Here is a 22,784-nt window from a genome sequence, read left to right on the forward strand (position 1 = left end):
CCCATGACAAGCTGCGCGCGCACAGCCCTCACGTGAATGGCCAGCTTGTCGCCCTGCAAGCGCGCTTGCAGCATCAATTTGCCGACCAGTCGCTGCTGGTCCGCGCGCTGACGCATCGCAGTTTTTCGGCTGACCACAACGAGCGGCTTGAATTCCTCGGCGACTCCGTTCTCAACCTCGCCGTCTCCTCGCTGCTGTTCGAAAGACTCGCCAACCTGCCCGAGGGCGAGCTGTCCCGCATGCGGGCGAGCCTGGTCAGGCAAGACTCGCTTCACCATCTGTCAGTGGCGCTCGGCCTGCCGGATGTGTTGCGTCTGGGCGAGGGCGAGTCGCGCTCGGGCGGAAGCAAGAGGCCCTCCATCCTCGCGGATGCACTCGAAGCGGTGATCGGTGCCGTGCACCTCGATGCCGGCTATACCGTGGCTGAAGCGTTGGTGCACCGCCTCTTCAAGGACGCCGAAATCAATCCTGCGATGGCGGCAGCCTCCAAGGACCCCAAGACCGAGCTGCAGGAATGGCTGCAGGGCCGCAAGATGAAACTGCCGCTCTACCGCGTTGCCGCTACGCTCGGCGCTGCCCACAAGCAGACCTTCGAAGTCGAGTGCGAAATCGCTGAACTGCAGGCCGTCGAGCGCGGCATCGGCGCGTCGCGCCGCGCAGGCGAACAGGCTGCAGCAGCCGCCATGCTCATGAAACTGAAAGCCCGCGGCAAATGACCGAACCTATTCCAGCCGACACCACCACGCCCGGCGATCCCGCAGCGGCAACGCCTGCCGGACCGCAACGCTGCGGCCTGATTGCCATCGTCGGCAAACCCAACGTCGGCAAGTCCACACTGCTCAATGCACTGGTCGGCCAGAAGATCAGCATTACCTCGCGCAAGGCGCAGACCACGCGCCATCGCATCACGGGCATCCGCACCGTCGGTGCAACTCAATTCGTGTTCGCAGACACGCCCGGTTTCCAGACGCGCCACGGCACGGCGCTCAACCGCTCGCTGAACAAGACGGTGCTGGGCACCGTGGGCGATGTCGATCTTGTGCTGTTCGTCGTCGAGGCCGGCAAGTTCAACAGCGCCGACGCCAAGGTGCTTGAGCTGCTCAAGCCCGGCATCCCGATCATCCTGCTGGCCAACAAGCTCGACGAGCTCAATCGCCGCGGCGACGTTGCGCCGTGGCTCGGGGAGATGGGCGGCCGCCACGACTTCGCCGAAATAGTGCCGATGTCGGCGAAAAATTCGAAAGACATCGAGCGCCTGTTCGGCATCTGCGCAAAGTACCTGCCCGAGCAACCGTGGATGTACGCAGAAGACGAACTCACGGACCGCAGCGAGAAGTTTCTGGCGAGCGAAACCGTTCGTGAAAAACTCTTCCGCTTCACCGGCGACGAGCTGCCCTATACCTCCACCGTCATCGTCGAGAAATTCGAGGAAGAGCCCAGCCCGAAGCACAAGCGCATGGTGCGCATCGCGGCCACCATCGTGGTGGAGCGTGACAGCCACAAGGCCATGGTGATCGGCGACAAGGGCGAGCGCCTCAAGCGCATCGGCATGGAGTCACGCCAGGAGCTCGAGAAGCTGATGGACTGCAAGGTCTTCCTGGAGATCTGGGTCAAGGTGCGCTCCGGCTGGGCAGACGACGAAGCGCGCGTGCGCAGCTTCGGATACGAATGAAGCCAGCCCCCACGTTTGCCGCTGCGCGGCTGCTCTGCCCCTGACTTTGCGATGAAACGCATCGCCGACGAGCCCGGTTTCGTCATCCATCGCTACGACTGGAGCGAGTCGAGCCTCATTCTTGAAGTGTTCACGCGCCGCTATGGGCGCATTGCGCTCGTCGCCAAAGGCGCCAAGCGGCCCAGCTCCAACTTCCGGCCCGTGCTGTTGCCGTTGCAGCCGCTGCGTGTGGCCTTCGGTGGTGAGGGAGAAATCCGCACGCTCAAAGGTGCCGAATGGGTGGGTGGCCACGTCATGCCCACGGGGGACGCGCTGCTCTCCGGCTATTACATGAACGAGCTCGTGCTGCGCCTGCTCGCGCGCGACGATCCGCACCCGAGCCTGTTCGACAGCTACGCCGCCACCGTGAGCGTGCTGGCCTGCGAACACGGCGAAGCGCTCGAACCCGCGCTGCGTTCGTTCGAGCTGCTGCTGCTGCGCGACATCGGCCTGTTGCCCGCGCTTGACCAGCAGACATCAACACTTGCGCCGCTGGGCGCGCACACGCGCTATTCGCTGTTGCCCGAAGCAGGCGTTGTCGAAAGCCGCAGCGACGACACGCGCGCAAGCCTCACAGGCGCGCAGTGGGAATCACTGCAACGCGCGCTGGATGACGAAGCACCTTTCAACGCCACGCTGCAGCAGGCAGCGGGCTTCATGGCAGAGCTCAAGCCGCAGCTGCGCGCCATGCTGAACTACCATTGCGGTGTGTCCCAGCTGCGCACCCGCCAGCTCATGATCGACCTGCAGGCGCTATGACATCGCACACCCACAAAACCGCGCTTTCCGTCAACCTCAACAAGGTTGCCCTGGTGCGAAACACTCGCCACCTGGGCATCCCCAGCCTCACGACAGCCGCCACGCTCTGCCTGCAGGCGGGCGCGCGCGGCATCACCGTTCACCCGCGGCCCGATGCGCGCCACATCCGCAGTGACGATGTGTACGAGCTGGCCGCGATGCTCAAGAAGAGCTGGCCGCAAGCCGAGTTCAACATCGAAGGCAACCCGTTCCAGAACCTCATGCCGTTCATTCGCGAACTGCGGCCGCACCAGTGCACCTTCGTGCCCGACAGTGAAGGCCAGTTCACCAGCGACCACGGCTGGGACCTCGCTGCAGACGCACAGCGCCTGCGCCCGCTGATCGTGGAAGCGCAGTCGCTTGGCGTGCGCGTGAGCCTGTTCATGGACCCCGTCGCGCAAGCCATGCAGGGCGCCAAGGACGTGGGCGCTGATCGTGTCGAGCTGTACACCGAGAGCTTCGCCTCGGCCTTTGGCACGCCCTCGCAGGACAAGGTGTTGCAGGACTTCGCCGATGCCGCGCGTGCCGCCGACGCCGCGGGCCTGGGCGTTAACGCAGGCCACGACCTGAATCTCGACAACCTCTCGGCCTTCCTCAAGGCGGCGCCTCAAGTGCAGGAGGTGTCGATCGGCCACGCACTGATTTCAGACGCACTGGAGCTTGGCTATATCGCCGCCGTCAAGGCGTACCTGGCCTGCATCGACAAGGCCTTCCCCACCGCGCCATGATCTACGGCATTGGCACGGACATCTGCGATGTGCGCCGCATCCGCGAGTCGTTCGACAAGCGCGGCGAGCGCTTCGTGCAGAAGGTGTTGTCCGAGGGTGAAATCCGCGTGTGGAAAGCCCGCAGTGCCCGCTGGCCCGAGCGCGGTGTGCGCTATCTGGCCACGCGCTTTTCGGCCAAGGAAGCATTCAGCAAGGCAATCGGTATGGGCATGCGCATGCCGATGACATGGCGCCTGTGCGAGATCGCCAATGCACCCGGCGGCAAGCCCTACGTGGTGCTGCATGGCGTGCTGAAAGAATGGTTCGACGCCCAGGGCCTCACCGCACACGTCACCGTGACCGACGAGACTGACTACGCGGCGAGCTTCGTCGTGGTCGAAAAAAACTGAATTCATGACCTCACACGCACCTCTCATCATCGATATCGCCGGCCTTGAACTGACGGCCGCCGACCGCAAGCGCCTGATGCATCCGCTCGTCGGCGGCATGATCCTGTTCGCCCGCAACTGGAAAGACCGCCGGCAACTCACCGCGCTCACGGCTGAAATCAAGTCACTGCGCGAAGACCTGCTGATTTGCGTGGATCACGAAGGCGGGCGCGTGCAGCGCTTTCGCACGGATGGCTTCACGCACCTGCCGCCGATGCGCTCGCTGGGCGAGCTGTGGATGCGCGACGGCGGCAAAGGCACAAGCGCGTTGATGGCGACCAATGCCGCCACAGCCGCAGGTTATGTGCTGGGCGCCGAGCTGCGTGCCTGTGGTGTTGACTTGAGCTTCACGCCCGTGCTCGACCTCGACTGGGGCGCCAGCGGCGTGATCGGCGACCGCGCCTTTCATGGCGACGCGCGCATCGTCACGCTGCTCGCCAAGAGCCTGATGCACGGCTTGCTGCGCGCGGGCATGGCCAACTGCGGCAAGCACTTTCCGGGGCATGGGTTCGTCAAGGCCGATTCGCACACCGACATCCCCATTGACAACCGCTCGCTCACGGCGATCCTGAAAGACGATGCCGTGCCCTACGGCGGCTTGAGCACGAGCTTGTCGAGCGTGATGCCCGCTCACGTGATTTACCCCAAGGTCGATGCGCGGCCAGCAGGCTTTTCAAGCAAATGGCTCGACGACATCCTGCGTGCGCAGCTCGGCTTCGGCGGCGCGATCTTCAGCGACGACTTGAGCATGGCGGGCGCACGGCTGATCGATGGACGCGAAGTGAGCTACACCGACGCAGCAGTCGCCGCCCTGAATGCGGGCTGCGACATGGTGCTGCTGTGCAACCAGTCGGTGGGCGAGGGCAAGCCCGTCGATGAACTCATTGCCGGCCTGGCCGCTGCGCAATTGAAAGGTGCGTGGCGTGCAAGGCCGGCAAGTGACGCGCGGCGCCTTGCGTTGCTGCCAGTGGGCCAGCCGCTCGCGTGGGATGACCTGATGACAAGCCCCGATTACATTCAGGCGCTGACGTTGCTGCCTGCTTGACCTGGCGGGAGAGCGAGGGGCGGTGCCCCCTTGTTCAGCGCGGGTCGAATTGACCAGCGTGAACGCTGAACGCTATCGCCTGAACTTGCCGTGATCGCCAATGATCGACAGGTCCACGAAATTCAGGCCGGTGTGGTCGGTGGCGCTGAAGCTGAGATCCATGCCACCCAGGTCGAACTTCTTCATCGACTCCAGCGCCGCCTGGATGCGCTCGCGTGTGTGCCGGGGCGCCGCGCGTTGCAAAGCCTCGACCAGAACCTTGGCGGCTGCGAAGCCTTCCAGCATCGCGGGCGACACCTCCAGGCCCTTCGAGTGCGACAGCGCGAGCGCCTCGACAACGAAACGCGTGCTCATGGAGCGCTCATAAGGAAACACCTGCGTCACCATCACGCCCTGCGAATTGCCCGCCAGGCTCTTGATGAAACCAGACGACGCATTGTTGGAAAGCGTGATGACTCGGGCAGAAGAGCCTGCGGCGCGAAGCTTGTGAATGCCGTCGGCGACCGAATTGCCGGAGGCGAACCAGAGAACCGCCTGGGCCCCCGACTCGACGATGCCTGACACGATCGCACCGAAGTCAGGCTTGGAGCGGTCTGCCTTGATGACGACCACGGGCTTGAGCCGCGCCGACTCGAAGCCCTTGTTGGCACCCTCGAGCGCGTCGCGCCCGAATGAGTCGTCCGCATGGACGATCGCCACGCGCTGCATGCCGATGGAAGTCAACTGCTCGACTGCCTTTTGCGCTTCGCGCTGGTACGTTGAGCGAACATTGAAGACATGGCGCTGCACGGGTTCGTGTAACACCATAGCGCCCGTCGAAGGGGCGACAAGCGGCACCTTGTGCTTGTTAAGCAGGGGGATGATTGCCTCGGTGTGCGGCGTGCCTCGCGTGAGAAACAACGCCACAACGCCGCGCTCCTCGATGAGCACACGGCCGTTTTCGGCTGCCTTGTTCGGGTCGAAGCTGTCGTCGAGCGAAACGAGCTCGATCGTCTTGCCGCGGATGCCCCCGGACTGGTTCACCTTGTCGATGTAGAGCTTCGCGCCGTCGAGCGTTTCCTTCACGCCTGCCGCGACTGGGCCGGTGAAGCCCGCCGTTTGCCCGATGAGAATCTGCGCAAAGGCTTGTGGCGCCGCCGTGAACATCAATGCGCAAAGCAAGAAAACAGGGGTCCATTTGCGGGATGTCTTGAACGAAGATTGCTTGTCTCCAGAACGCTGCATGATCACCTCCAGATTGAATTGGCCGGCGGCGCCGGGTGGTTTCAATCTAGGCTTGGCAACGGCCATAGGCAGCTATACAAATGTCCACAAAACCTCGTGAAGGCGATTCGTATAGTGTCCAGATTTGGAACTTTGGTACAAGCAATATTTCTAAAGTGCAATGCGGTGCGCCAGTGTCCGGCAGACGCAGTGCCTTGAAGATGCGCCTGCAGTCAGCGTGCGCTGATAACAGCTTTCAATTCCCGCCGCTGGCCTGCATAAGCCAGCCCCGATGCCACGCCACCGAACAAGTCGCCTTCCACCAGCGTCACACCCGCAAAGCCCTGCTGCAACGCCGTCTGGAATGGCCGCAGTGCTGATGACCCGCCGGTAAGATAGATCGCGTCGAGCTGACCATGCGCCAGGCCCGCACTGCGCACGCACTCCAGTCCGCACTGCACGACTTGCTGCAGCAGGCCATCGAGATCGCGGCCCATGTCATGCGAATCGAACGCAGCGAACAGGCCTGGCTCTACACGCGAGAGATCGACACGCGCGCCATCGTCCGATATTGAATTCGCGATCTTCGCCTGCTCAACTTCACTGGCGAGCCGGTGACCCAGCCGCTCGTTCAACACCGTCATCAGCCGGTCGTGCAAGCGCTTGTCCGAATAGCTGGTGCGCAAGTCTTCCATCTGGCGCAGCGATTTGGGCGCGTAGAGCCAGTTGATCAAGTGCCACGTCGAGAGATCGAAGAACACCGAGTTCGGCACCTCACGCCCGAGCGGGCCGATATGACGCAAGCCGAAGAGCGGCATCACCCGCTCGAGGCTGAGCTTGCGGTCGTAGTCCGTGCCGCCGATATGCACGCCGCTGGTCGCCAGCACATCGCTGGCGCGATCTGTGTGCCGCGCCCGCTCGGGGCCGAGCCGCACCACGGTGAAGTCAGAGGTGCCGCCGCCGATATCGACGATCAGCACGACAGACTCTTTGGCCAGCCGCATCTCGTAGTCGAAAGCCGCGGCAATCGGCTCCAGCTCGAATGAAATCTCTACCAGCCCTGCAGCCGCTGCGGCCTTTTGCAGCGCCGCCTGCGCCTGCTTGTCGCGCTGAGGAGCGTCGTCCACGAAGTGAACGGGCCGGCCGATCACTGCGCGCCGCACTTCGACGCCGCGCTGCCTGTTGGCACGCAACACAATCTCGCGGATGAAGCGCGAGATCACGTCCTGGAAGCTCACCATGCCTTCGGGCACGCGCGTTTGCTCATGCAACAGGCTGCTGCCCAACAGGCTCTTGAGCGAGCGCATCAGCCGCCCATCGACACCTGCTAGATAAAGCGCGATTGCCTCGCGGCCAAAGTGAATGCTGCGTTCTTCTGCGTTGAAGAACACGGCCGTGGGAATGTTGATCTCAGTGCCTTCCAGCGGCACCAGACGCGCAATGCCGTCCGCACCCACGCAGGCCACCGCCGAATTGGACGTGCCGAAGTCAATGCCGAGCGTGTCGGCGCGCACGTCCACCACAGCCGCTCAGCCTTCGTGGCGCAGGGCGGGGAAGAGGATCACGTCGCGAATGCTGGGGCTGTCCGTCAGCAACATCATCAGGCGGTCGATGCCGATGCCGCAGCCGCCAGCAGGTGGCATGCCGTATTCGAGCGCACGGACAAAGTCGTGGTCGAAGAACATTGCTTCGTCGTCGCCAGAATCTTTTGCGCTGACTTGCGCATTGAAGCGGGCGGCCTGGTCTTCAGCGTCGTTCAGCTCCGAGAAGCCGTTGCCGAATTCACGGCCCGTGACGTACAGCTCGAACCGTTCCGTCACTTCAGGACGCGCGTCGTTGGCACGCGCGAGCGGAGAAATCTCCGTCGGGTGCTCCATGATGAAGGTCGGCTCCCAGAGCTTTTCTTCCACGGTTTCTTCGAAGAAGAGCACCTGCAGGCTCGCCAGCGAACGTGCGGCCAGCTTGTTCTTCTCTTCATTCATGCCGAGCTTGCGAAGCGCGCTGGTCAGCCACTCGCGGTCGTCCACGTTGGCGCCTGCGTCGGTGTGCTTGATGATGGCTTCGCGAATGGTGAGCCGCGCGAACGGCTTTTCCAGGTCAACCGGCTTGCCGCTGTACGACAGGTGCAGCGTGCCGCGCGCTTTCATCGCAGCGTCGCGCACGAGCGCCTCGGTGAAGTCCATCAAGTCCTGGTAGTTCCAGTACGCCGCATAGAACTCCATCATCGTGAATTCGGGGTTGTGGCGAACCGAGATGCCTTCGTTGCGGAAGTTGCGGTTGATCTCGAACACGCGCTCGAAGCCGCCGACGAGCAGCCGCTTGAGGTACAGCTCGGGCGCAATGCGCAGATACATCGGCTGGTCAAGCGCGTTGTGGTGCGTGACGAACGGCTTGGCATTTGCGCCACCGGGAATGGGGTGGAGCATCGGCGTTTCGACTTCGAGGAAGCCGTGCGACACCATGAATTCGCGAATGGCGCTCACGGCCTTGCTGCGCGCGACGAAGCGCTTGCGCGCCTCTTCGTCCATCATCAAGTCGATGTAGCGCTGGCGGTACTTCACTTCCTGGTCGGCCACGCCGTGGAACTTGTCCGGCATGGGGCGCAGGTTCTTGGTGAGCAGGCGAAGCGTGGTGACGTGCAGCGACAGCTCACCCGTGCGCGTCTTGAACAGCTTGCCCTCTGCGGCAATGATGTCGCCCAAGTCCCAGTGCTTGAACGCGGCGTAAACGTCTTCACCCACCGCGTCGCGCTGGATGTACAGCTGGAAGCGGCCCGTGGCGTCCTGGATCGTTGCGAAACTCGCCTTGCCCATCACGCGCTTGAGCATCATGCGGCCGGCCACGCTGGCGGGAATCGCTGCTGCTTCGAGTGCTTCGGGAGTTTTTGCGTCGTGCTCGGCCAGCAGGGGCGCTGAGCGGTGCGACGGCTTGAAGTCATTGGGAAAAGCGACGCCCTTGCCGGCCACCTGGGCCTCGCGCAGGCCCTTGAGTTTTTCGCGGCGCTCGGCGATGAGCTGGTTCTCGTCGACAGGCGGCGTGGCGGGTGCGGAAGGGGTGTTCTGGTCAGACATAAGCCCTCCATTCTAGTTTTTCACGGGCTGCTGCCGGGCCCACTCGATAATCCCCGCCATGTTCCTCAAAGCCGGTGCCCTGTCCCTGGCCCTGCTGCTGGCCAGCCGGCTGCTTGGCTTGCTGCGCGAATCGGCGCAGGCGGCAGCATTTGGCGCGTCGGGGCTCGCCGATGTGGTCGTGCTGATGTTGACGCTGCCGGACTGGCTGGCTGGCTTTCTCGCCAGCGGCGCGCTGGCTTACGTGCTGGTGCCCGCATGGGCCGGGCAGGGCGCAGCGCATGTGGCGGCGACCCAGCGGCGCGTGGCGACGGGCCTGGTGGTTGCCGGTGGCGTGATGGCGGTGTTGCTGGTGTTGCTGCGTGCTCCGGCAGCGCAGTGGCTGGCTGGCGGACTGCCAGCTGCGCAACTGCCTGCGGCGGCTCAGGGCCTGATCTGGAGCGCGCTGGCCTTGCCCGCCGCGCTACTGGCTTCGTTGTGGGCGACGCGCCTGCAGCACGAGCGCGATTTCACCGGCATGTATGGGGCGAACCTCGTCGTCAATGTCGTGCTCATCGCGACTATCGTGCTCGCGGCTTCACTCGCACCCGCCGATTCGATCTGGCTGCTTGGTGCGGGCTTGCTCGGCGCGATGCTGGCGCGGCTCGCGTGGTTGCGGTGGCGCGCACCGTCGGGCGCAGCTCCCGCTGCCAATGTCGAGGGGCCCAACGCCGCATTGCCCGCCCCGCCAATCTGGCTGTGGGCGGCACTCTCCGCGGGCCTGCCGCTCGCGCTGCCGTTCGCGGCCCGCTCGCTCGCCTCGCACGGCGGCGAGGGCGCGCTGGCTACTTTCAACTACGCGTGGAAGCTCGTTGAGCTGCCGCTGGTCCTGGCGATCCAGCTGGTGGCGACACTCGCGTTCCCGCGCATCGCCACGGCCATGGCGGCTGGCGACACGCAGGCGAGCGCGGCTGCGGTCCGCATGGCGCTCGCACTCGCGTGGGTGCTGGCTTGCGCTGCAGCTGCGGGCTTGCTCGTCGGCTCGCCTGCTTTGGCGCAACTGCTGTTCGGCTGGGGCCGCATGGACGCAGCAGCGCTGGGCCATATCGCGCAATGGGGCGCCATCGGCGCGTGGGGGTTGCTGCCGCAAGCGGTGATTGCCGTGGCGCTCACGGTGCTTGCTGCGCGCGCGCAGATGAAAGGCGCTGTTGCTGCGTATGCCGTGGCCCTGGTCGCGCTACTCGCAGCGGGCGCAGCGGGCCTTGGCGACGGAGCGCGGCTCATGGTCGTGCTGAACGGCTTGCTGTGCGTCGTCGCCGTCTGCGCCGTGGCTGCGATGGGCGCGCAGTCCCGCGCGTGGATGCCATGGCGCACGATGGCCGTGGCGCTGGTGGCGCTGCTTGCAGTGGCGCTCGCCGCAGCGCAGGGCTTGCAGCCGGCATCACTGTTCGCCGGTCTGGCCGCCGCAGCGGCTGCAGCCGCGTTCGTGTTGGCGGTGTCGTGGTGGGCCAGCAGCGACTTGCGTGCTGCCCTCACGCGATAATCCCCGCTCCCCATGCTTGAACTTTTCCAGATCACGAACGATGCAGCGTTCGCGCAGCGCTGCGACGACCTCGGCGGCTTTCGCCTGTTCGTGGACCTGGAACGCATGGGCAAGGCTGAGCGGCAGGCCGGCCGCAACACCTTCATCAGCGCCCATTCGCTGCAGGACGTGGGCCGCATCAAATCCGTGCTGCGCCGCTCGCCGTTGATGGTGCGCGTCAATCCGCTGCACGACGGCACCAGCGAAGAAGTCGAGGCGGTGCTGGGCGAAGGCGCCGACATGCTCATGCTGCCGATGTTCCGCACCGCCGACGACGTGCGCACTTTCATCGACATCGTTGGCGGCCGCGCGCCTGTCGTCACGCTGCTTGAAACGGCAGACGCGCTGGCCTGCATCGAGAACTGGGTCGCTACGCCGGGGCTGGCGGAAGTGTTCGTCGGCCTGAACGACCTGCACTTGTCGCTGGGCTGCCGCTTCATGTTCGAGCCGCTGGCGCGCGGCATGGTTGATCGCGTGGCCGCCACCGCGAAAGGACATGGGTTGCGCTTCGGCTTTGGCGGCATTGCGCGGCTCGATGAGGGCCACTTGCCCGGCCGCGACGTGCTCGCCGAGCATTTGCGCCTGGGCTCTGACGCCGTGATCCTCTCGCGCACCTTTCATCGTCCCGGCGAAGGCGGCAGCTTCGAGCAGGAAGTTGCAAAGCTGCGCGCCGCAGAGGCGCAGCTTGCGCGGCGCACACCCGCTGAGATCGAGGCTGACCGCGTGCGCATCGCCGCAATCATCGACACCATTGCCGACAGCATGGGCGCCGCATGATGAAGCGATTGATTGATTTCGTCGTTGCGCTGGCCGTGTTGATCCTGCTGTGGCCGATCCTGCTGTTCGCGGTGGTGGCCATCGTGCTCGAGTCCGGCTTTCCCGTGCTGTTCCGCCAGACGCGCATCGGCCTCGGCGGCCGCGAATTCGCGATGTACAAGTTTCGCAGCATGGTGAAGAACGCAGCGGCGCTGGGCTCCTACCAGACGCAGGACAACGACCCCCGAATCACTGCCTTTGGCCGCGTGCTGCGCCGCACAAGCATCGACGAGCTGCCGCAGTTGCTCAACGTGATCAAGGGCGACATGAGCTTGGTCGGGCCACGGCCTGATGTGCCGGCGCAGCGCGCGTTGTACAGCGATGCCGACTGGCACTTGCGATGCTCCGTTCGACCCGGCATCACCGGGCTCGCGCAGGCGAAAGTGCGCTCGGAAGGCACACAGGAGCAGCGGCTGGCGCTCGACCTGCTATATGCGCGCGAGCATTCGCTGCGGCTTGATTTGCAGATCGTCATCTGGACCATAGCCCGCCTCACAGGCAAAGGAGCCAACTAGCATGTGCGGCATCTTCGGCTACTGGGACCGCGCGCGCCGCGCATTGCCTGCCGATGCGCTCGAAGCGATGGCTCAAAGGCTCGCGCACCGCGGGCCGGACGACGAAGGCATCTGGAGCCAGCCCGCGCGTGGCGTGGCCATTGGCAACCGCCGCCTGTCGATCATCGACATTGGCGGCGGCCACCAGCCGATGGTGTCCGACGACGGCCAGGTCGCGGTCGTGCAGAACGGCGAAATCTTCAACTACATCGAGCTCGCAGCCGACATGCGCGCGCGCGGCATCGAGCTGCGCACGCACTCCGATACGGAAGTCATCCTGCGGCTCTACGAGCACGAAGGCATCGCGGGCCTGGCCAAACTCAACGGCATGTTCGCGATCGCGATCGACGACGCGCGTCAAGACGCGATGTACCTCGTGCGCGACCGCATCGGCGTCAAGCCGCTGTACGTGGCCGACGACGGCGAGCGCGTGGTGTTCGCGTCCGAGCTGAAGGCGATGCTGCCGTGGACCTCGGCGCGCAACGGCCTCGACGCGATTGATCTCGAAGCCGTGCACCACTACCTGACGTTCAACTACATTCCCGCGCCGTGGACCATCTGGCAAGGTGTGAAGCACGTCATGCCCGGCACGTGGATGAAGTTCACGCGCACCGGTGTGGAAACGCATCGCTGGTGGGACTTGTCACTGCAGCGCGAGCAGCACTACGAGTTCAACGCGTGGGCTGAAGAGTTCATGTCCATCCTCGACGACGCCACGCGCATCCGCCTGCGTGCAGACGTGCCGTGGGGTGCCTTCCTTTCGGGCGGTGTCGATTCGAGCACCATCGTCGGCCTGATGGCGCGGCACGTGCAAAGCCCCGTCAAGACGTTCTGCATTGGCTTTGCCGACCCACGCTTTGACGAGTCGGAATTCGCCGCTGAAGCCGCGCGCCGTTTCGGCTGCGAGCACACCATGGAAGTCGCCGAGCTGAACATGCTCGAGCGCTGGCCGCACGTGCTGTATCACCTTGACCAGCCGCACGGCGATGCGTCGTTCATGCCGACATTGCGCGTGAGTGAGCTGGCGGCGAAGCACGTGAAGGTGGTGTTGACCGGCGACGGTGGCGACGAGCTCTTTGCGGGCTACGACAAATACTCAGAGTTCTTCGGCCGCGATGGCATTGACGCGCTCGATGACAACACGTTTCGCCGCAGCTTTTTCGATTCGATCTCGCTCTTCACACCGCAGGCCAAGCTCGCGCTCTATCAAGACAGCGTTGCCAAGCACCTCTCATCCATCGACAGTTTTGACGCCGCGGCGAGCCGCTGGTTCGATGAGTCGGCGCACCACGGCAGGCTCAACCAGGCGCTATACCTCGACATGCAGTTGCTCCTGTCTGGCAACAACCTCGTCAAGCCTGACCGAATGGGCATGGCCGTGTCGATTGAAGCGCGCACGCCCTTTCTCGACTGGCGAATGATGGAGCTGGCCTTCCGCTCCGGTGGCGATACGAAGCTGCATGCCGGTGACAAGAAGCATTGGTACAAGAAGGCCGTGGCGCCGATGATCGGCCACGACTTGGCGTATCGCAAGAAGCAGATGTTCACCGTGCCGGTGGGCGAGTGGTTTCGCAGCAGCAGCTATGCGTGGTTGAACTCCACGCTGGAAGGCAGTGGGCTGCTGGCGAAGCTGTTCAAGGCCGATGTGGTGACGGGCATGCTCGAACAGCACCGCGCAGGCACTGCGAATTTCACACGTGAGTTGCGCGCGCTGGCCGCGCTGGCGCTGTGGGCGAAACCGTTCGAGTAACGCGTTGTCGCAGCGCGCTAGAACGCCTGCATCCGCACCAGCTTCGACGAGAACCAGTTCAGCACGTTGAGCGTGCCGTCGGCATTGCGCCGGATCATGATCGGGTCGAGCAGCTGGCCGCGCTGGACGCCTGCACCGAGGCGGGTGGCAACGTGCTTTGATCCGCGCGCCATCTTGAACACACGGCCCTGCAGTTTGCAGATGGCGTAGAGCGCGTTTTCGTCACCGCACACATCGTTGCAGACGGTCACCGGGCCAGTCGAGAACACGGTGATTGCCAGCGTGTCGAGCTCGATGGCGAAGCCGATGCCAGCTTGCCCCCAGTCGAACGCGTAAAGCATGTTGCCAATCACGCGCGCCCGATGAACCTTGCCTGCGAGCTGCAGCAGCTTCATGCCGATAGCGGTGCCATCAACATCGAACAGTGCGCCATTCGCATCGAGCGCATAGCGTGCGCCGTTGAAGTCGAACGCCAGCACCAGCGGCGCGTCGTGCGTGACGATTTCGACGTGCGGCGATTTGGCAGTGAGCTTGCTGATGACATAGCCGCCGGCGCTGTAATGCGAGCCGACCCACAGCGCATCACCCAGCAAGTCGAGCTGCGTCGGCAGGCCCAGGCGGCGGCTCCATGTGACGGTATTGCCTTTGAGCCTGCGCACGTTGTCGTCGTCGCAAGTCACTGCCCAGTCGCCCAGCAAGTCCCACGGGCTCTTCGATGCAAGCGTTGATTCGGCGATGACGCTCGATGTGTCCTGCGTGCGATCGAGGATCACGCGCAGCATCAGGCTGGTGCGCGTGAGGCGCATGCGCCGTGGCCGCATGGCGTCATTGCCAATCAGTGCCGCAAAGCCGTGTGCCGTCGCGCCGGCCAGGCGCTCCATATCGGCGGTGGGTTTGAGGCGATGACCGTGCGTGAGGAGCAGCGCCGCGTAGCTGTCCAGCGCCTCGTCGCTCACCGTGAGCAGGTCAGCGGCCAGCAGGCGACTCGTGGCGGCAGGTGCTGCCATTGCTGCGGGTGCGCCTTCAACGGCAAACCCGCTTCCGGGCAGGAAGTCGTAAAACGAAAACGACGTGTGACCCGCCGGGTTCAGGTCCGCGATGCGGATCGTCGTCATGGCGCGCGGCGGCCTGTGCCCAGCAGCATCACGTCGTGCGAAAAGCGGATGACGTTGTTCATCTCCGTTGGCCACGGCACGTTGCGCAGTGGCCGGTAGGGCAGGCCCAGCATGCCAACGAGCGAGCCCAGCACTTTGATGAGCGGCATCAGCCCCGGCATGCGCCACAGGAAGGGCAGCTGGTAGAAATAGCGCACTTCCACATCGACGAAGCCCGCCATCGTCATCGCCGTTTTCAGCGACTCGATGGTGAACGGCGTGACGTGCGTGTACTCCATGTAGAAGATGCGGTAGGTGTGAAACCAGCTCGGTGTGAGGATGCACGCCGTGCCGCCCGGCTTGAGCGAGTGCAGGGCCGTATCGAGAAAGCGGTCGGGGTGGCGCATGTGCTCGATCACGGACTTGCTGTAAACGAAGTCAAAGCTCTCAGCGGGAAACGGCGGTGGATCAGTTTCGAGATTGGCGACGCGCACGTCGAAACCACTCGCCAGCTGCGTCGCGCTGTTGGCGATATCGGTGCCGCTGCATTCCAGGCCCAGTTCCGCAAACGCGCGCATCTGGTCGCCGCGGCCGCAGCCGATGTCGAGCAGCTTGCCCAGCCGCCCACCAAACACCGTGTCGTGCAGGTGTTTGGACATGCGCTTCACGTAGGGGCTCAGTGGCCGGTTCTCCTGGCTGTAAGACGTGGCCAGGTAGGCGTCGCCCCGCTTATGCAGGTCGATTTGGGGGGTGCTGCTGCCGGATTCGTTCATGAGGCGTCGATTGTCCCCGATGCGGCCGTTGCACTCTGGCCGGCCAGCGCATCGACCACTGCGCGAGCCGCATGGCCGCCACGGGGCATGGCGCGGCGTGCGCGCGTGAGCTGCTGTGCATGCGCGTCGTTGTCGTGGAAAGAGGCGAGCGCTGTTTCGACGCCATCAAGCGAGGCGGCCAGCGCCACGCCATCGTCTTCGCGGTAGTCGACGTAGTGGCTGTACTGCGACACGGTTGCGACCACGACGGGTTTGTCGAGCACGAGCGCTTCGAAACCGATGGTCGATGTGAAGGTGACGACGGCGTCGCACTTCAGCAATGCGTCGCGCACGCTCTCCGTACGCGGGCTGAGCAGCACGCCTTCTGCGAGCACGGCCTGTGTGGCGGCCTGGCTGGAGGGATGGAGCCGCACGATGAGTTTCCAGCCGCGACGGGCGCAGATGTCAGCCAAGCGTTCGCGCATCTCGACCGGCAGGCCGGGGTTGTCCGGCTCGGGCTGCTCGGCCCAGAGCACAGCCCAGTCGCCGGGTGCCAGCCGTGCTTCGCTGCGCAGCGAAGCGCGTCGGGTATCTGCGTCTGGCGTGACGAGCGCATCGAAGGCCGGATTGCCTGTGACGCGCACTGAATCGCCCGCGCGACCCGCCGCGACCAGCTGCGCCTTGATGCGCTCATTCAGCACGCACATCACCGCGCCGTTGTCGCTGCGCTGGAGGTAGTGCAGGCCAATATGCGGAAAGCTCGTGAGCAGGCAGACGGACGGCAGCCCGAGCAGCGCCGCTGCATTGAGCGCAGCACGTTCCGCACGGGGAGAATCGGTGGCGATCACGCCGTCGATGCGCTCAGCTTTGATGATGCGCTGCAGCGTCTTCACAGGCAGCAGTGCATTCAGCCCCTGCGCAGCGTACCGTCGCAGCGCCTCTTCTTCGCCCACCTCACCGACCAGCTCAGCCAGGCTCGCGCCGAGATAAGCCACCGACTCTTCCCGCGAGATGCCAATGCCATCGCGATGATGGAACTGGCAGAGGTAGTCGCCCCAGCGTCGGACATGCGGGTCAGTGATATCCACGTGATCCAGAAAGCGCGTGCCGGCAATGCCGTGGCGGCGCAGCACATCGGCAGCAGTCGTCAGGCCGAGCATCACAGGCTCGATACCTGCGTCGCGCAATGCAGCGTAAAGAGGCAGCGCCGCGGCCACGTGCGCACCGCCGTAGCTCACCACCAGCACACGCTTCACAAGCGGTGCCTCACCACGGCCACGCTGCCATCTATCCCGGCGCTGCCGACCGCAATGGACTCCACCTGGTCCAGCGGAACCGTCTGCGCATCGAACACATAGGTCCAATGCTCCTCGGGCGTCTGCACATCGAAGTTGTCGTGGATGTAGTGGCCAGCGCGCGTCTTGTAGGCCAGGAACGGCTGCGGGCCGAAACATTGGCCGGCGGTGCAGCGCACGCTCAGGATCGAATCGTCGAACGACATCGCCAGTTGCAGCGGTGGTTGCGCCGGCGCTTGGCCGGTTGCTGCGAGATGCTCGCGCGCAGCAGCGACTGCGCCGTTGAACTTGATCTGCACAGCGCCGTGCCTGCCACGGGCGTTGCTCACCAGTTCGCGCACGCGCTGCACGTCGGGGCGAATGTCGCGGTAGTCGTGATCGGCAAACGCAAGGATCGCGCTGCCGGTGCTCGTCGCCTGTGCAAACGCCTGATCGACGTGTTCTTGCCGCAGCTCGCGAAAGCGCGTGCCGACATTCAGGCAGCGAAAGATGCGGCGGTTCATCTCGCCGGGCCGCTGGTAGTCGCGGTGCGACGGGCGATAACCCGTCCACTCCAAGGGTGCGCGCCGCCAGTCGCCGAAGCGGCCGCCGCGCAAGTCGCGCTGGCCGGACTCTTCCTCGAACGACTGGTTGGCGTAGTCGAACGGAATCCACTGCTCCAGGAAAGCATGGCTGTCCGGCCGCTCACTGTGAAAGCCGGGCCGGTTGGCCACAGGAAACCAGCCTTCATCAATGAGCCTGCGCGCGAGGATCTGGTTGAGCTGCGCGTAGGTGTTGGTGTAAGACGTTGCGGCCTTCAGCGGATCGCCGTCGGGGAACAGCGGGTGGAAGTGCCAGTTGATTTCATCGACGCCAAGGCCCGCGCGCTGCACGGCGTCGCGGTAGAAGCGGAACACTTCGCCGTAGCCCATTGCCTTGTTGCGCGGATTGCTTGCGTAGCCCACGTGGTCCATCACGTGCCAGCTGTAGGCCCAGCCGGCGCCAAAGTCGTCGCGCATCTGGTTGCGGAAGGCGGGGCTCATCGCGTCATCGAGCATGGCCGCAATCGCGGCCCAGTCGTTGTTGTAGGCGAGCAGATCAGGCCGCACGACCTGCGCGACTTCGGCTTCGAGCCCGCCAAGATCGATCTGGCGTTGCTGGAGCTGGCGCAGTGTGTGCGCAGACGGCGGCAGATCGATGCCGAAGATGGACTTGATCCGCTCGAAGGTGGCAGCGAGCGGCTCTTGCAACGGCCCTTCCGTGTCAATGCAATGGACGATCTGCAAGACAGGTGCAGGCATTCGGTGGTCCGGGGGTGAAATAATGTTCGCATTATGCAAAACCGAGCTGCCGACGAGCCCCTGCGGGTCCTGCTGACCGGGGCAGGTTCCATCGGCAAGCGCCATGCCCTGAACCTGCGCGGACTCGCGCCTGGCGCGCAGCTGGCCATGGTGTGCGGCAGCGATGAATCGGCGGCGTGGGCCCGGCAGAACGACATCACCGTTGTGCCGACTGTTGAGGCAGCGCTGGCAAGGAAGCCGCAACTGGCAGTGGTGTGCAGCGCTTCGTCGCGGCACGCGCATGACCTGGCGATCCTGATGGATGCTGCGCAGGCGCTCTATATTGAAAAGCCTGTCGTCACCAACGCGGATGCGCTGCGCTTCCTGCGCAATGACATCGCGCAGGGCTGGGCCAAGCCCAGCGTCGTCGGCTGCAACCTGCGTTACCTGGGCGCGGTGCAGAAGTTGCAGCAGGCGATCAGCGACGGGCTGGCAGGCCACATTGCTATCGCAACACTGCAAGTGGGCCAATGGCTGCCCGACTGGCGGCCGGGCCGCGATTACCGCGAGAGTTACAGCGCCCATCGCGACCAGGGCGGTGGCGTGATCTTCGACCTGGTGCATGAGCTCGACAGCGCCGTGAACCTCTTCGGCGATATTGCCCACGGCCAGGCCGCAGCGGGCCGCAGCGGCGGGCTGCAAATCGATTCGGATGACGCAGCTGCCATCACCTTGCAGATGGCGAGCGGCTTGCCCGTGCAGATCACGCTCGACTACACGAGCCGCAAGCCAGTGCGCCAGTACTGTGTGGTGGGTGACAAGGGCACGTTGCGGCTCGATATCGTCGGCAAGTCGCTCACGCTGGAGACTGGCGACGGCAAGCTGGACCTGCCTGCGCAGCCGTCTGATTGGGACATGGGCTCAACTTACAAGCTCGCGATGCAAGATCTGCTCAACGCGCTCGGCAGCGCAACACCCACGCGCTATTCGCTTGCGCAGTCGCTGCATGTCACGCAATGGATGATCGATCTTGAAGCGTCTGCATGGCGGATGAAGGCGCAATGAACACCATCATCACCATCTGTGCGCGCGGCGGATCGCAAGGCGTTCCCGGCAAGAACATCCGGCCGCTCATGGGCAAGCCGCTGATCGCATGGACGATCGAGCAGGCGCTGCAATGCGGCCTGGCGCAAGGCGTGTTCGTGTCGACGGACGATGCGGCCATCGCGCAAGTCGCCAAGGCACACGGCGCGTCCGTGCCCTTTGTGCGGCCCGCAGAACTCGCCACCGCCACGGCAGGCAAGCTACCGGTGATCCAGCACTTGGTCGAGTGGGTCGAGGCGAATGCAATGCCAGTGACGCGCATCATCGACCTCGACCCGACCTCGCCCCTGCGCGACATGGACGACATACGCGCCTGCGCCGAATTGCTGACGGATGACACCGACGCCGTGATCACGGGCTACGAGTCGGACAAGAATCCGTATTTCAACATGGTCGAACAAAAGGCCAATGGTTTCTACGAGCGTGTGTGCCCGCCAACGAGCGAAGTCGCGGGCAGGCAGCTCGCGCCCAAGGTGTATGCGATGAATGCGTCGATCTACGTGTGGCATCGCCGCACGCTCGCTTCATCGCTGTGGGCACACCCGCGAATCAAACTGCATGTGATGCCGCGCGAGCGGTCCATCGACATCGACCACCCCATCGACTTCGACATTGTCGAGCTGCTGATGAAACGAAAAGGACTCGCATGAGCGACGCATTCCGCCTCGACGGCAAAGTAGTGGTGTTGACCGGCGCCGCCGGCATCATCGGCAGCGAGGTCACGCGTAATTTTCTTGAGGCGGGCGCGCGCGTTTTCGCGATTGATCGCGATGCAGGGCTGATGCAGGACAAGCTGGGTGCCCAGGGCGACTCGCTGATGCATTGCGTGGCTGATGTTGCAAACCCCGAATCGGTGAAGGCGGCCCGCGCGGTGCTCGAAGCGAAGTGGGGCAGCGCTGATGCGTTGCTGAACAACGCAGCGACCAAGTCCGACAACTTCTTCGAGCCCTTCGAAACGTTTCCGCTCGCCGACTGGAACGAGGTGATGGGCGTGAACCTCACCGGCGCGATGTTGTGTGCGCAGGCGTTCGGTGCGGGCATGGCCGCGCGCGGCAAGGGAAGCATCGTGAACACGTTGTCGATCTACGGCATCGTCGCGCCGGACCAGCGCATCTACGAAGGCTCGCAGTACATGGGCCGCGCGATCAACACACCGGCCATCTACTCCGCGAGCAAGGCGGGGCTGTGGGGCCTGACGAAATACCTCGCGAGTTACTGGGGCGCAAAGGGCGTGCGCGTGAATGCGATCACGCCGGGTGGCGTGTTCAGCGGGCAGAACGACACGTTCGTAGAAAACTATTCCAGCCGCGCGCCGCTCGGCCGCATGGCGCAGGCGGACGACATGGCGAACGCGATGCGTTTTCTCGTGAGCGACGCGTCGAAATACATGACGGGGCACAACCTTGTCGTGGATGGGGGCTGGACAGCATGGTGAATCGGCATGTCTTCGTGATCGCCGAAGCGGGCGTGAATCACAACGGTGACCTGGGCATGGCGATGCAGCTGTGCGAAGAGGCGCTGGATGCAGGCGCTGACGCGGTGAAGTTCCAGACTTTCCGCGCGGAAGACCTCGTCGTGCCCGGTGCACCGACCGCGCAATACCAGGAACGCCAGACGGGCAGCACCGACCAGTTCGCGATGCTTCGCTCGCTGGAGCTGTCGCGCTCGCAGCACCAGAAGCTGAAGGCGCATTGCGACAAGATCGGCATCGAGTTCTTCTCGACACCGTTTTCCGTGGATGCCGTCGACATGCTGGTGGACTTGGGCGTCAAGCGGCTGAAGATGTCGTCGGGTGAATTGACGCATCGCGCGCTGGTGGAACACGCTGCGAAGCAACGCATGCCGCTGATCATTTCCACCGGCATGGCGACGATGGATGAAATCCACGAGGCGCTGCAATGGATTCGCGGCGCACGCGGCGATCTGGAGGGCGTGACGGTGCTGCATTGCACGTCGGCTTATCCGGCGCCGGATGAATCGCTGAATCTGGAAGCCATTCGTACGATGGCCCGCGATTTGGGTGTTCAGGTCGGCTATTCGGACCACAGCCTTGGCATCGAGGCATCGATTGCGGCTGTGTGCGTCGGCGCGACCTTGATCGAAAAACACCTCACGCTCGACAGCGCGTTGCCGGGGCCGGACCACAGCGCTTCGCTGGAGCCCGGTGAATTCAAGCGCATGGTCGATGGCATCCGGCGTGTGAGCGCGATGCTGGGTGACGGCGTGAAGGTGCCTACCGCGCAGGAGCGCGATACGGCGCGTGTGGCGCGCCGCAGCGTGGCCGCCGCCGTGGACATCGCTGCTGGCACGAAGGTGACTGAAGCGATGCTCATGTGCCGCCGACCTGCCACCGGAATCGCACCGCGTGAATTGCCGCTGCTAGTCGGGCATGTCGCGCGGGAACCGATTGCGAAAAACAGCGTCTTGCAATGGGACCAGTTCGAAGGCGGGGCACCGAAGTGAGTGACGCACGCGTGCGGCGGCTGGTGTACCTCACCGGTACGCGCGCCGATTTCGGTTTGCTGCGCAGCACGCTCGATCGTGTGGCCGCGACACCTGGCGTCGACTTGAAGATCGCTGTCACGGGCATGCACCTGAGCCGCGATCACGGTGAGACGGTGAATGAGGTTCGCGCGAGCGGCTTGCCTGTGTGCGCAGAAATTCCTCTCGACATGGACAACCGCACCGGCCCCGGCATGGCCTTTGCGCTGGCGGATTGCCTGCGCGGCGTGACTGACATGCTGGTGCGTGAGCAGCCAGACTTTCTCATCGTGCTCGGCGATCGCGGCGAGATGCTCGCGGGTGCCATTGCCGCGCTGCATACGGGTGTGGCGTGCGTGCACATCCACGGTGGTGAACGCTCCGGCACGGTGGACGAGCCGATGCGGCATGCGATCAGCAAGCTCGCGACGTATCACTTCGTCGCCACGCAAGGCTCGCGCGAGCGGCTGGTTCGCATGGGTGAGAGTGAGGCGCGTGTGTTCGTCACCGGGGCGCCGGGGCTCGATGGGCTCGCTGCACTGGGCGATGTGCCGCGCAGCGACAGCGTGTGCGCACTCGGCTTGCCCGGCGATGGGCCTTTCGTGCTCGCGATGTTCCATCCGGTTGTGCAACAGGCTGATCAATCTCGCGTACAGACCGAGGCTGTGATCGCGGCGCTGAGCCGGGTGGGACTGCCGGTGCTCTGGCTCGACCCGAACGCCGATGCCGGTTCGCTCGCGATTCTTGATGCACTGGATGCACTGGGCCAGTCGGCGCTGCCTGCAGGCTCCGTAAGGCTGCGGCACCTGCCACGCGCGCAGTTCGCCGCGGCGCTGCGGCATTGCGAAGTGCTGGTGGGCAACTCATCCGCCGGCATCATCGAAGCGGCCACATTCGGCACACCGGTGGTGAACATCGGCGACAGGCAGCAGCTGCGTGAGCGCAATGCGAATGTCGCAGACGTACAGCCTGAGGCCGGCGCTATCGAAAGCGCGGTGCGTGCGGCAGTGGCTCACGGCCGGTGGCCGTGTGACAATCTCTGGGGCGATGGGAAGGCGGGCGAGCGCATCGCTGCATTGCTGGCGTCATTGCCGGCTGGCCCGCATCTCCTCGAGAAATTCAACAGTTATTGATTCA

Annotated in this window: 22 protein-coding genes; 15 read left to right on the forward strand and 7 right to left on the reverse strand. The window is 64.4% G+C overall.

Annotated elements, in window-relative coordinates; all coding sequences use genetic code 11:
* Nucleotides 1-32: 32 nt before the first annotated feature.
* From rnc to nagZ, 6 genes are read left to right on the forward strand one after another with little or no spacing between them, the layout of a single operon-like run.
* Nucleotides 33-716 (forward strand): ribonuclease III, encoded by a 684-nt coding sequence (gene rnc / locus GHT07_RS10470; protein ID WP_323740880.1) that lies wholly within the window; start codon nucleotides 33-35, stop codon nucleotides 714-716.
* On the forward strand, nucleotides 713-1,672 hold the full coding sequence (era, locus tag GHT07_RS10475; RefSeq protein WP_153585018.1) for a GTPase Era: 960 nt from the start codon (nucleotides 713-715) through the stop codon (nucleotides 1,670-1,672). The genes rnc and era overlap by 4 nt, the downstream gene beginning before the upstream one ends.
* A gap of 51 nt (nucleotides 1,673-1,723) precedes the next feature.
* Entirely contained in the window at nucleotides 1,724-2,470 is a 747-nt protein-coding gene (gene recO / locus GHT07_RS10480) for a DNA repair protein RecO (RefSeq protein WP_153585019.1), read from the forward strand.
* Nucleotides 2,467-3,237, forward strand: a complete 771-nt coding sequence (locus GHT07_RS10485; protein ID WP_153585020.1) for a pyridoxine 5'-phosphate synthase — start codon at nucleotides 2,467-2,469, stop codon at nucleotides 3,235-3,237. Before recO ends, GHT07_RS10485 begins: the two co-directional genes overlap by 4 nt.
* Nucleotides 3,234-3,626 (forward strand): holo-ACP synthase, encoded by a 393-nt coding sequence (gene acpS / locus GHT07_RS10490; RefSeq protein WP_153585021.1) that lies wholly within the window; start codon nucleotides 3,234-3,236, stop codon nucleotides 3,624-3,626. Before GHT07_RS10485 ends, acpS begins: the two co-directional genes overlap by 4 nt.
* Nucleotides 3,627-3,630: 4 nt before the next feature.
* A complete protein-coding gene (gene nagZ, locus GHT07_RS10495) occupies nucleotides 3,631-4,710 on the forward strand; it encodes a beta-N-acetylhexosaminidase (RefSeq protein WP_153585022.1) in 1,080 nt (359 codons plus the stop codon).
* A 72-nt stretch (nucleotides 4,711-4,782) separates the two neighbouring features.
* Here the strand turns inward: nagZ and GHT07_RS10500 are convergent, their stop codons facing one another.
* From GHT07_RS10500 to lysS, 3 genes are all read right to left on the reverse strand, one after another.
* Complete coding sequence (locus GHT07_RS10500; RefSeq protein ID WP_407646617.1) at nucleotides 4,783-5,934, reverse strand: ABC transporter substrate-binding protein; 1,152 nt, start codon at nucleotides 5,932-5,934, stop codon at nucleotides 4,783-4,785.
* 212 nt (nucleotides 5,935-6,146) lie between these two features.
* On the reverse strand, nucleotides 6,147-7,433 hold the full coding sequence (locus GHT07_RS10505; RefSeq protein WP_407646619.1) for an Hsp70 family protein: 1,287 nt from the start codon (nucleotides 7,431-7,433) through the stop codon (nucleotides 6,147-6,149).
* 9 nt (nucleotides 7,434-7,442) lie between these two features.
* Nucleotides 7,443-8,984: a lysine--tRNA ligase gene (gene lysS / locus GHT07_RS10510; RefSeq protein ID WP_153585023.1), complete on the reverse strand. Its 1,542-nt coding sequence runs from the start codon at nucleotides 8,982-8,984 to the stop codon at nucleotides 7,443-7,445.
* Between the two features lie 58 nt (nucleotides 8,985-9,042).
* Between lysS and GHT07_RS10515 the strand changes: the two genes are divergently transcribed.
* Genes GHT07_RS10515 through asnB form a run of 4 tightly spaced genes read left to right on the forward strand, consistent with a single transcriptional unit; the run spans nucleotide 9,043 to nucleotide 13,662 of the window.
* Nucleotides 9,043-10,503, forward strand: a complete 1,461-nt coding sequence (locus GHT07_RS10515; protein WP_153585024.1) for a lipid II flippase MurJ — start codon at nucleotides 9,043-9,045, stop codon at nucleotides 10,501-10,503.
* Nucleotides 10,504-10,515: 12 nt separating this feature from the next.
* Entirely contained in the window at nucleotides 10,516-11,319 is an 804-nt protein-coding gene (locus tag GHT07_RS10520; protein ID WP_153585025.1) for an aldolase/citrate lyase family protein, read from the forward strand.
* Entirely contained in the window at nucleotides 11,316-11,873 is a 558-nt protein-coding gene (locus GHT07_RS10525) for a sugar transferase (RefSeq protein ID WP_153585026.1), read from the forward strand. Before GHT07_RS10520 ends, GHT07_RS10525 begins: the two co-directional genes overlap by 4 nt.
* Nucleotide 11,874: 1 nt before the next feature.
* Nucleotides 11,875-13,662 carry an asparagine synthase (glutamine-hydrolyzing) gene (gene asnB, locus GHT07_RS10530; protein ID WP_153585027.1) on the forward strand — a complete coding sequence of 596 codons (1,788 nt, stop codon included), beginning with the start codon at nucleotides 11,875-11,877 and terminating at the stop codon, nucleotides 13,660-13,662.
* Nucleotides 13,663-13,679: 17 nt separating this feature from the next.
* Here the strand turns inward: asnB and GHT07_RS10535 are convergent, their stop codons facing one another.
* Genes GHT07_RS10535 through GHT07_RS21310 form a run of 4 tightly spaced genes read right to left on the reverse strand, consistent with a single transcriptional unit; the run spans nucleotide 13,680 to nucleotide 18,083 of the window.
* Nucleotides 13,680-14,777, reverse strand: coding sequence for a hypothetical protein (locus tag GHT07_RS10535; protein WP_153585028.1), 1,098 nt, complete (start codon nucleotides 14,775-14,777; stop codon nucleotides 13,680-13,682).
* Entirely contained in the window at nucleotides 14,774-15,529 is a 756-nt protein-coding gene (locus GHT07_RS10540; RefSeq protein ID WP_153585029.1) for a class I SAM-dependent methyltransferase, read from the reverse strand. Before GHT07_RS10540 ends, GHT07_RS10535 begins: the two co-directional genes overlap by 4 nt.
* Nucleotides 15,526-16,764, reverse strand: a complete 1,239-nt coding sequence (locus GHT07_RS21735; RefSeq protein WP_194792897.1) for a UDP-N-acetylglucosamine 2-epimerase — start codon at nucleotides 16,762-16,764, stop codon at nucleotides 15,526-15,528. Before GHT07_RS21735 ends, GHT07_RS10540 begins: the two co-directional genes overlap by 4 nt.
* Nucleotides 16,761-18,083, reverse strand: coding sequence for a hypothetical protein (locus GHT07_RS21310; protein ID WP_194792898.1), 1,323 nt, complete (start codon nucleotides 18,081-18,083; stop codon nucleotides 16,761-16,763). The genes GHT07_RS21735 and GHT07_RS21310 overlap by 4 nt, the downstream gene beginning before the upstream one ends.
* A 33-nt stretch (nucleotides 18,084-18,116) precedes the next feature.
* Between GHT07_RS21310 and GHT07_RS10550 the strand changes: the two genes are divergently transcribed.
* The 5 genes from GHT07_RS10550 to neuC are packed head-to-tail and all read left to right on the forward strand — an operon-like array spanning nucleotide 18,117 to nucleotide 22,780.
* Entirely contained in the window at nucleotides 18,117-19,127 is a 1,011-nt protein-coding gene (locus GHT07_RS10550; protein WP_153585031.1) for a Gfo/Idh/MocA family protein, read from the forward strand.
* Complete coding sequence (locus GHT07_RS10555; RefSeq protein WP_153585032.1) at nucleotides 19,124-19,816, forward strand: acylneuraminate cytidylyltransferase family protein; 693 nt, start codon at nucleotides 19,124-19,126, stop codon at nucleotides 19,814-19,816. Before GHT07_RS10550 ends, GHT07_RS10555 begins: the two co-directional genes overlap by 4 nt.
* A complete protein-coding gene (locus GHT07_RS10560; protein ID WP_153585033.1) occupies nucleotides 19,813-20,601 on the forward strand; it encodes an SDR family oxidoreductase in 789 nt (262 codons plus the stop codon). The genes GHT07_RS10555 and GHT07_RS10560 overlap by 4 nt, the downstream gene beginning before the upstream one ends.
* Entirely contained in the window at nucleotides 20,595-21,629 is a 1,035-nt protein-coding gene (gene neuB / locus GHT07_RS10565) for an N-acetylneuraminate synthase (RefSeq protein WP_153585034.1), read from the forward strand. Before GHT07_RS10560 ends, neuB begins: the two co-directional genes overlap by 7 nt.
* Complete coding sequence (gene neuC, locus GHT07_RS10570; RefSeq protein ID WP_323740882.1) at nucleotides 21,626-22,780, forward strand: UDP-N-acetylglucosamine 2-epimerase; 1,155 nt, start codon at nucleotides 21,626-21,628, stop codon at nucleotides 22,778-22,780. The genes neuB and neuC overlap by 4 nt, the downstream gene beginning before the upstream one ends.
* The last annotated feature ends 4 nt before the right edge of the window (nucleotides 22,781-22,784 follow it).

Origin of the sequence: Caenimonas koreensis DSM 17982, assembly GCF_009646335.1 — a bacterium.
Taxonomy (GTDB): domain Bacteria; phylum Pseudomonadota; class Gammaproteobacteria; order Burkholderiales; family Burkholderiaceae_C; genus Ramlibacter; species Ramlibacter koreensis.

What these genes read in the sequence shown, in the direction of transcription:
- era (WP_153585018.1), top strand. Translation starts at nt 713, where the DNA reads ATGACCGAACCTATTCCAGCCGACACCACCACGCCCGGCGATCCCGCA.
- recO (WP_153585019.1), top strand. Translation starts at nt 1,724, where the DNA reads ATGAAACGCATCGCCGACGAGCCCGGTTTCGTCATCCATCGCTACGAC.
- GHT07_RS10485 (WP_153585020.1), top strand. Translation starts at nt 2,467, where the DNA reads ATGACATCGCACACCCACAAAACCGCGCTTTCCGTCAACCTCAACAAG.
- acpS (WP_153585021.1), top strand. Translation starts at nt 3,234, where the DNA reads ATGATCTACGGCATTGGCACGGACATCTGCGATGTGCGCCGCATCCGC.
- nagZ (WP_153585022.1), top strand. Translation starts at nt 3,631, where the DNA reads ATGACCTCACACGCACCTCTCATCATCGATATCGCCGGCCTTGAACTG.
- GHT07_RS10500 (WP_407646617.1), bottom strand. Translation starts at nt 5,934, where the DNA reads ATGCAGCGTTCTGGAGACAAGCAATCTTCGTTCAAGACATCCCGCAAA.
- lysS (WP_153585023.1), bottom strand. Translation starts at nt 8,984, where the DNA reads ATGTCTGACCAGAACACCCCTTCCGCACCCGCCACGCCGCCTGTCGAC.
- GHT07_RS10515 (WP_153585024.1), top strand. Translation starts at nt 9,043, where the DNA reads ATGTTCCTCAAAGCCGGTGCCCTGTCCCTGGCCCTGCTGCTGGCCAGC.
- GHT07_RS10520 (WP_153585025.1), top strand. Translation starts at nt 10,516, where the DNA reads ATGCTTGAACTTTTCCAGATCACGAACGATGCAGCGTTCGCGCAGCGC.
- GHT07_RS10525 (WP_153585026.1), top strand. Translation starts at nt 11,316, where the DNA reads ATGATGAAGCGATTGATTGATTTCGTCGTTGCGCTGGCCGTGTTGATC.
- asnB (WP_153585027.1), top strand. Translation starts at nt 11,875, where the DNA reads ATGTGCGGCATCTTCGGCTACTGGGACCGCGCGCGCCGCGCATTGCCT.
- GHT07_RS10535 (WP_153585028.1), bottom strand. Translation starts at nt 14,777, where the DNA reads ATGACGACGATCCGCATCGCGGACCTGAACCCGGCGGGTCACACGTCG.
- GHT07_RS10540 (WP_153585029.1), bottom strand. Translation starts at nt 15,529, where the DNA reads ATGAACGAATCCGGCAGCAGCACCCCCCAAATCGACCTGCATAAGCGG.
- GHT07_RS21310 (WP_194792898.1), bottom strand. Translation starts at nt 18,083, where the DNA reads ATGCCTGCACCTGTCTTGCAGATCGTCCATTGCATTGACACGGAAGGG.
- GHT07_RS10550 (WP_153585031.1), top strand. Translation starts at nt 18,117, where the DNA reads ATGCAAAACCGAGCTGCCGACGAGCCCCTGCGGGTCCTGCTGACCGGG.
- GHT07_RS10555 (WP_153585032.1), top strand. Translation starts at nt 19,124, where the DNA reads ATGAACACCATCATCACCATCTGTGCGCGCGGCGGATCGCAAGGCGTT.
- GHT07_RS10560 (WP_153585033.1), top strand. Translation starts at nt 19,813, where the DNA reads ATGAGCGACGCATTCCGCCTCGACGGCAAAGTAGTGGTGTTGACCGGC.
- neuB (WP_153585034.1), top strand. Translation starts at nt 20,595, where the DNA reads ATGGTGAATCGGCATGTCTTCGTGATCGCCGAAGCGGGCGTGAATCAC.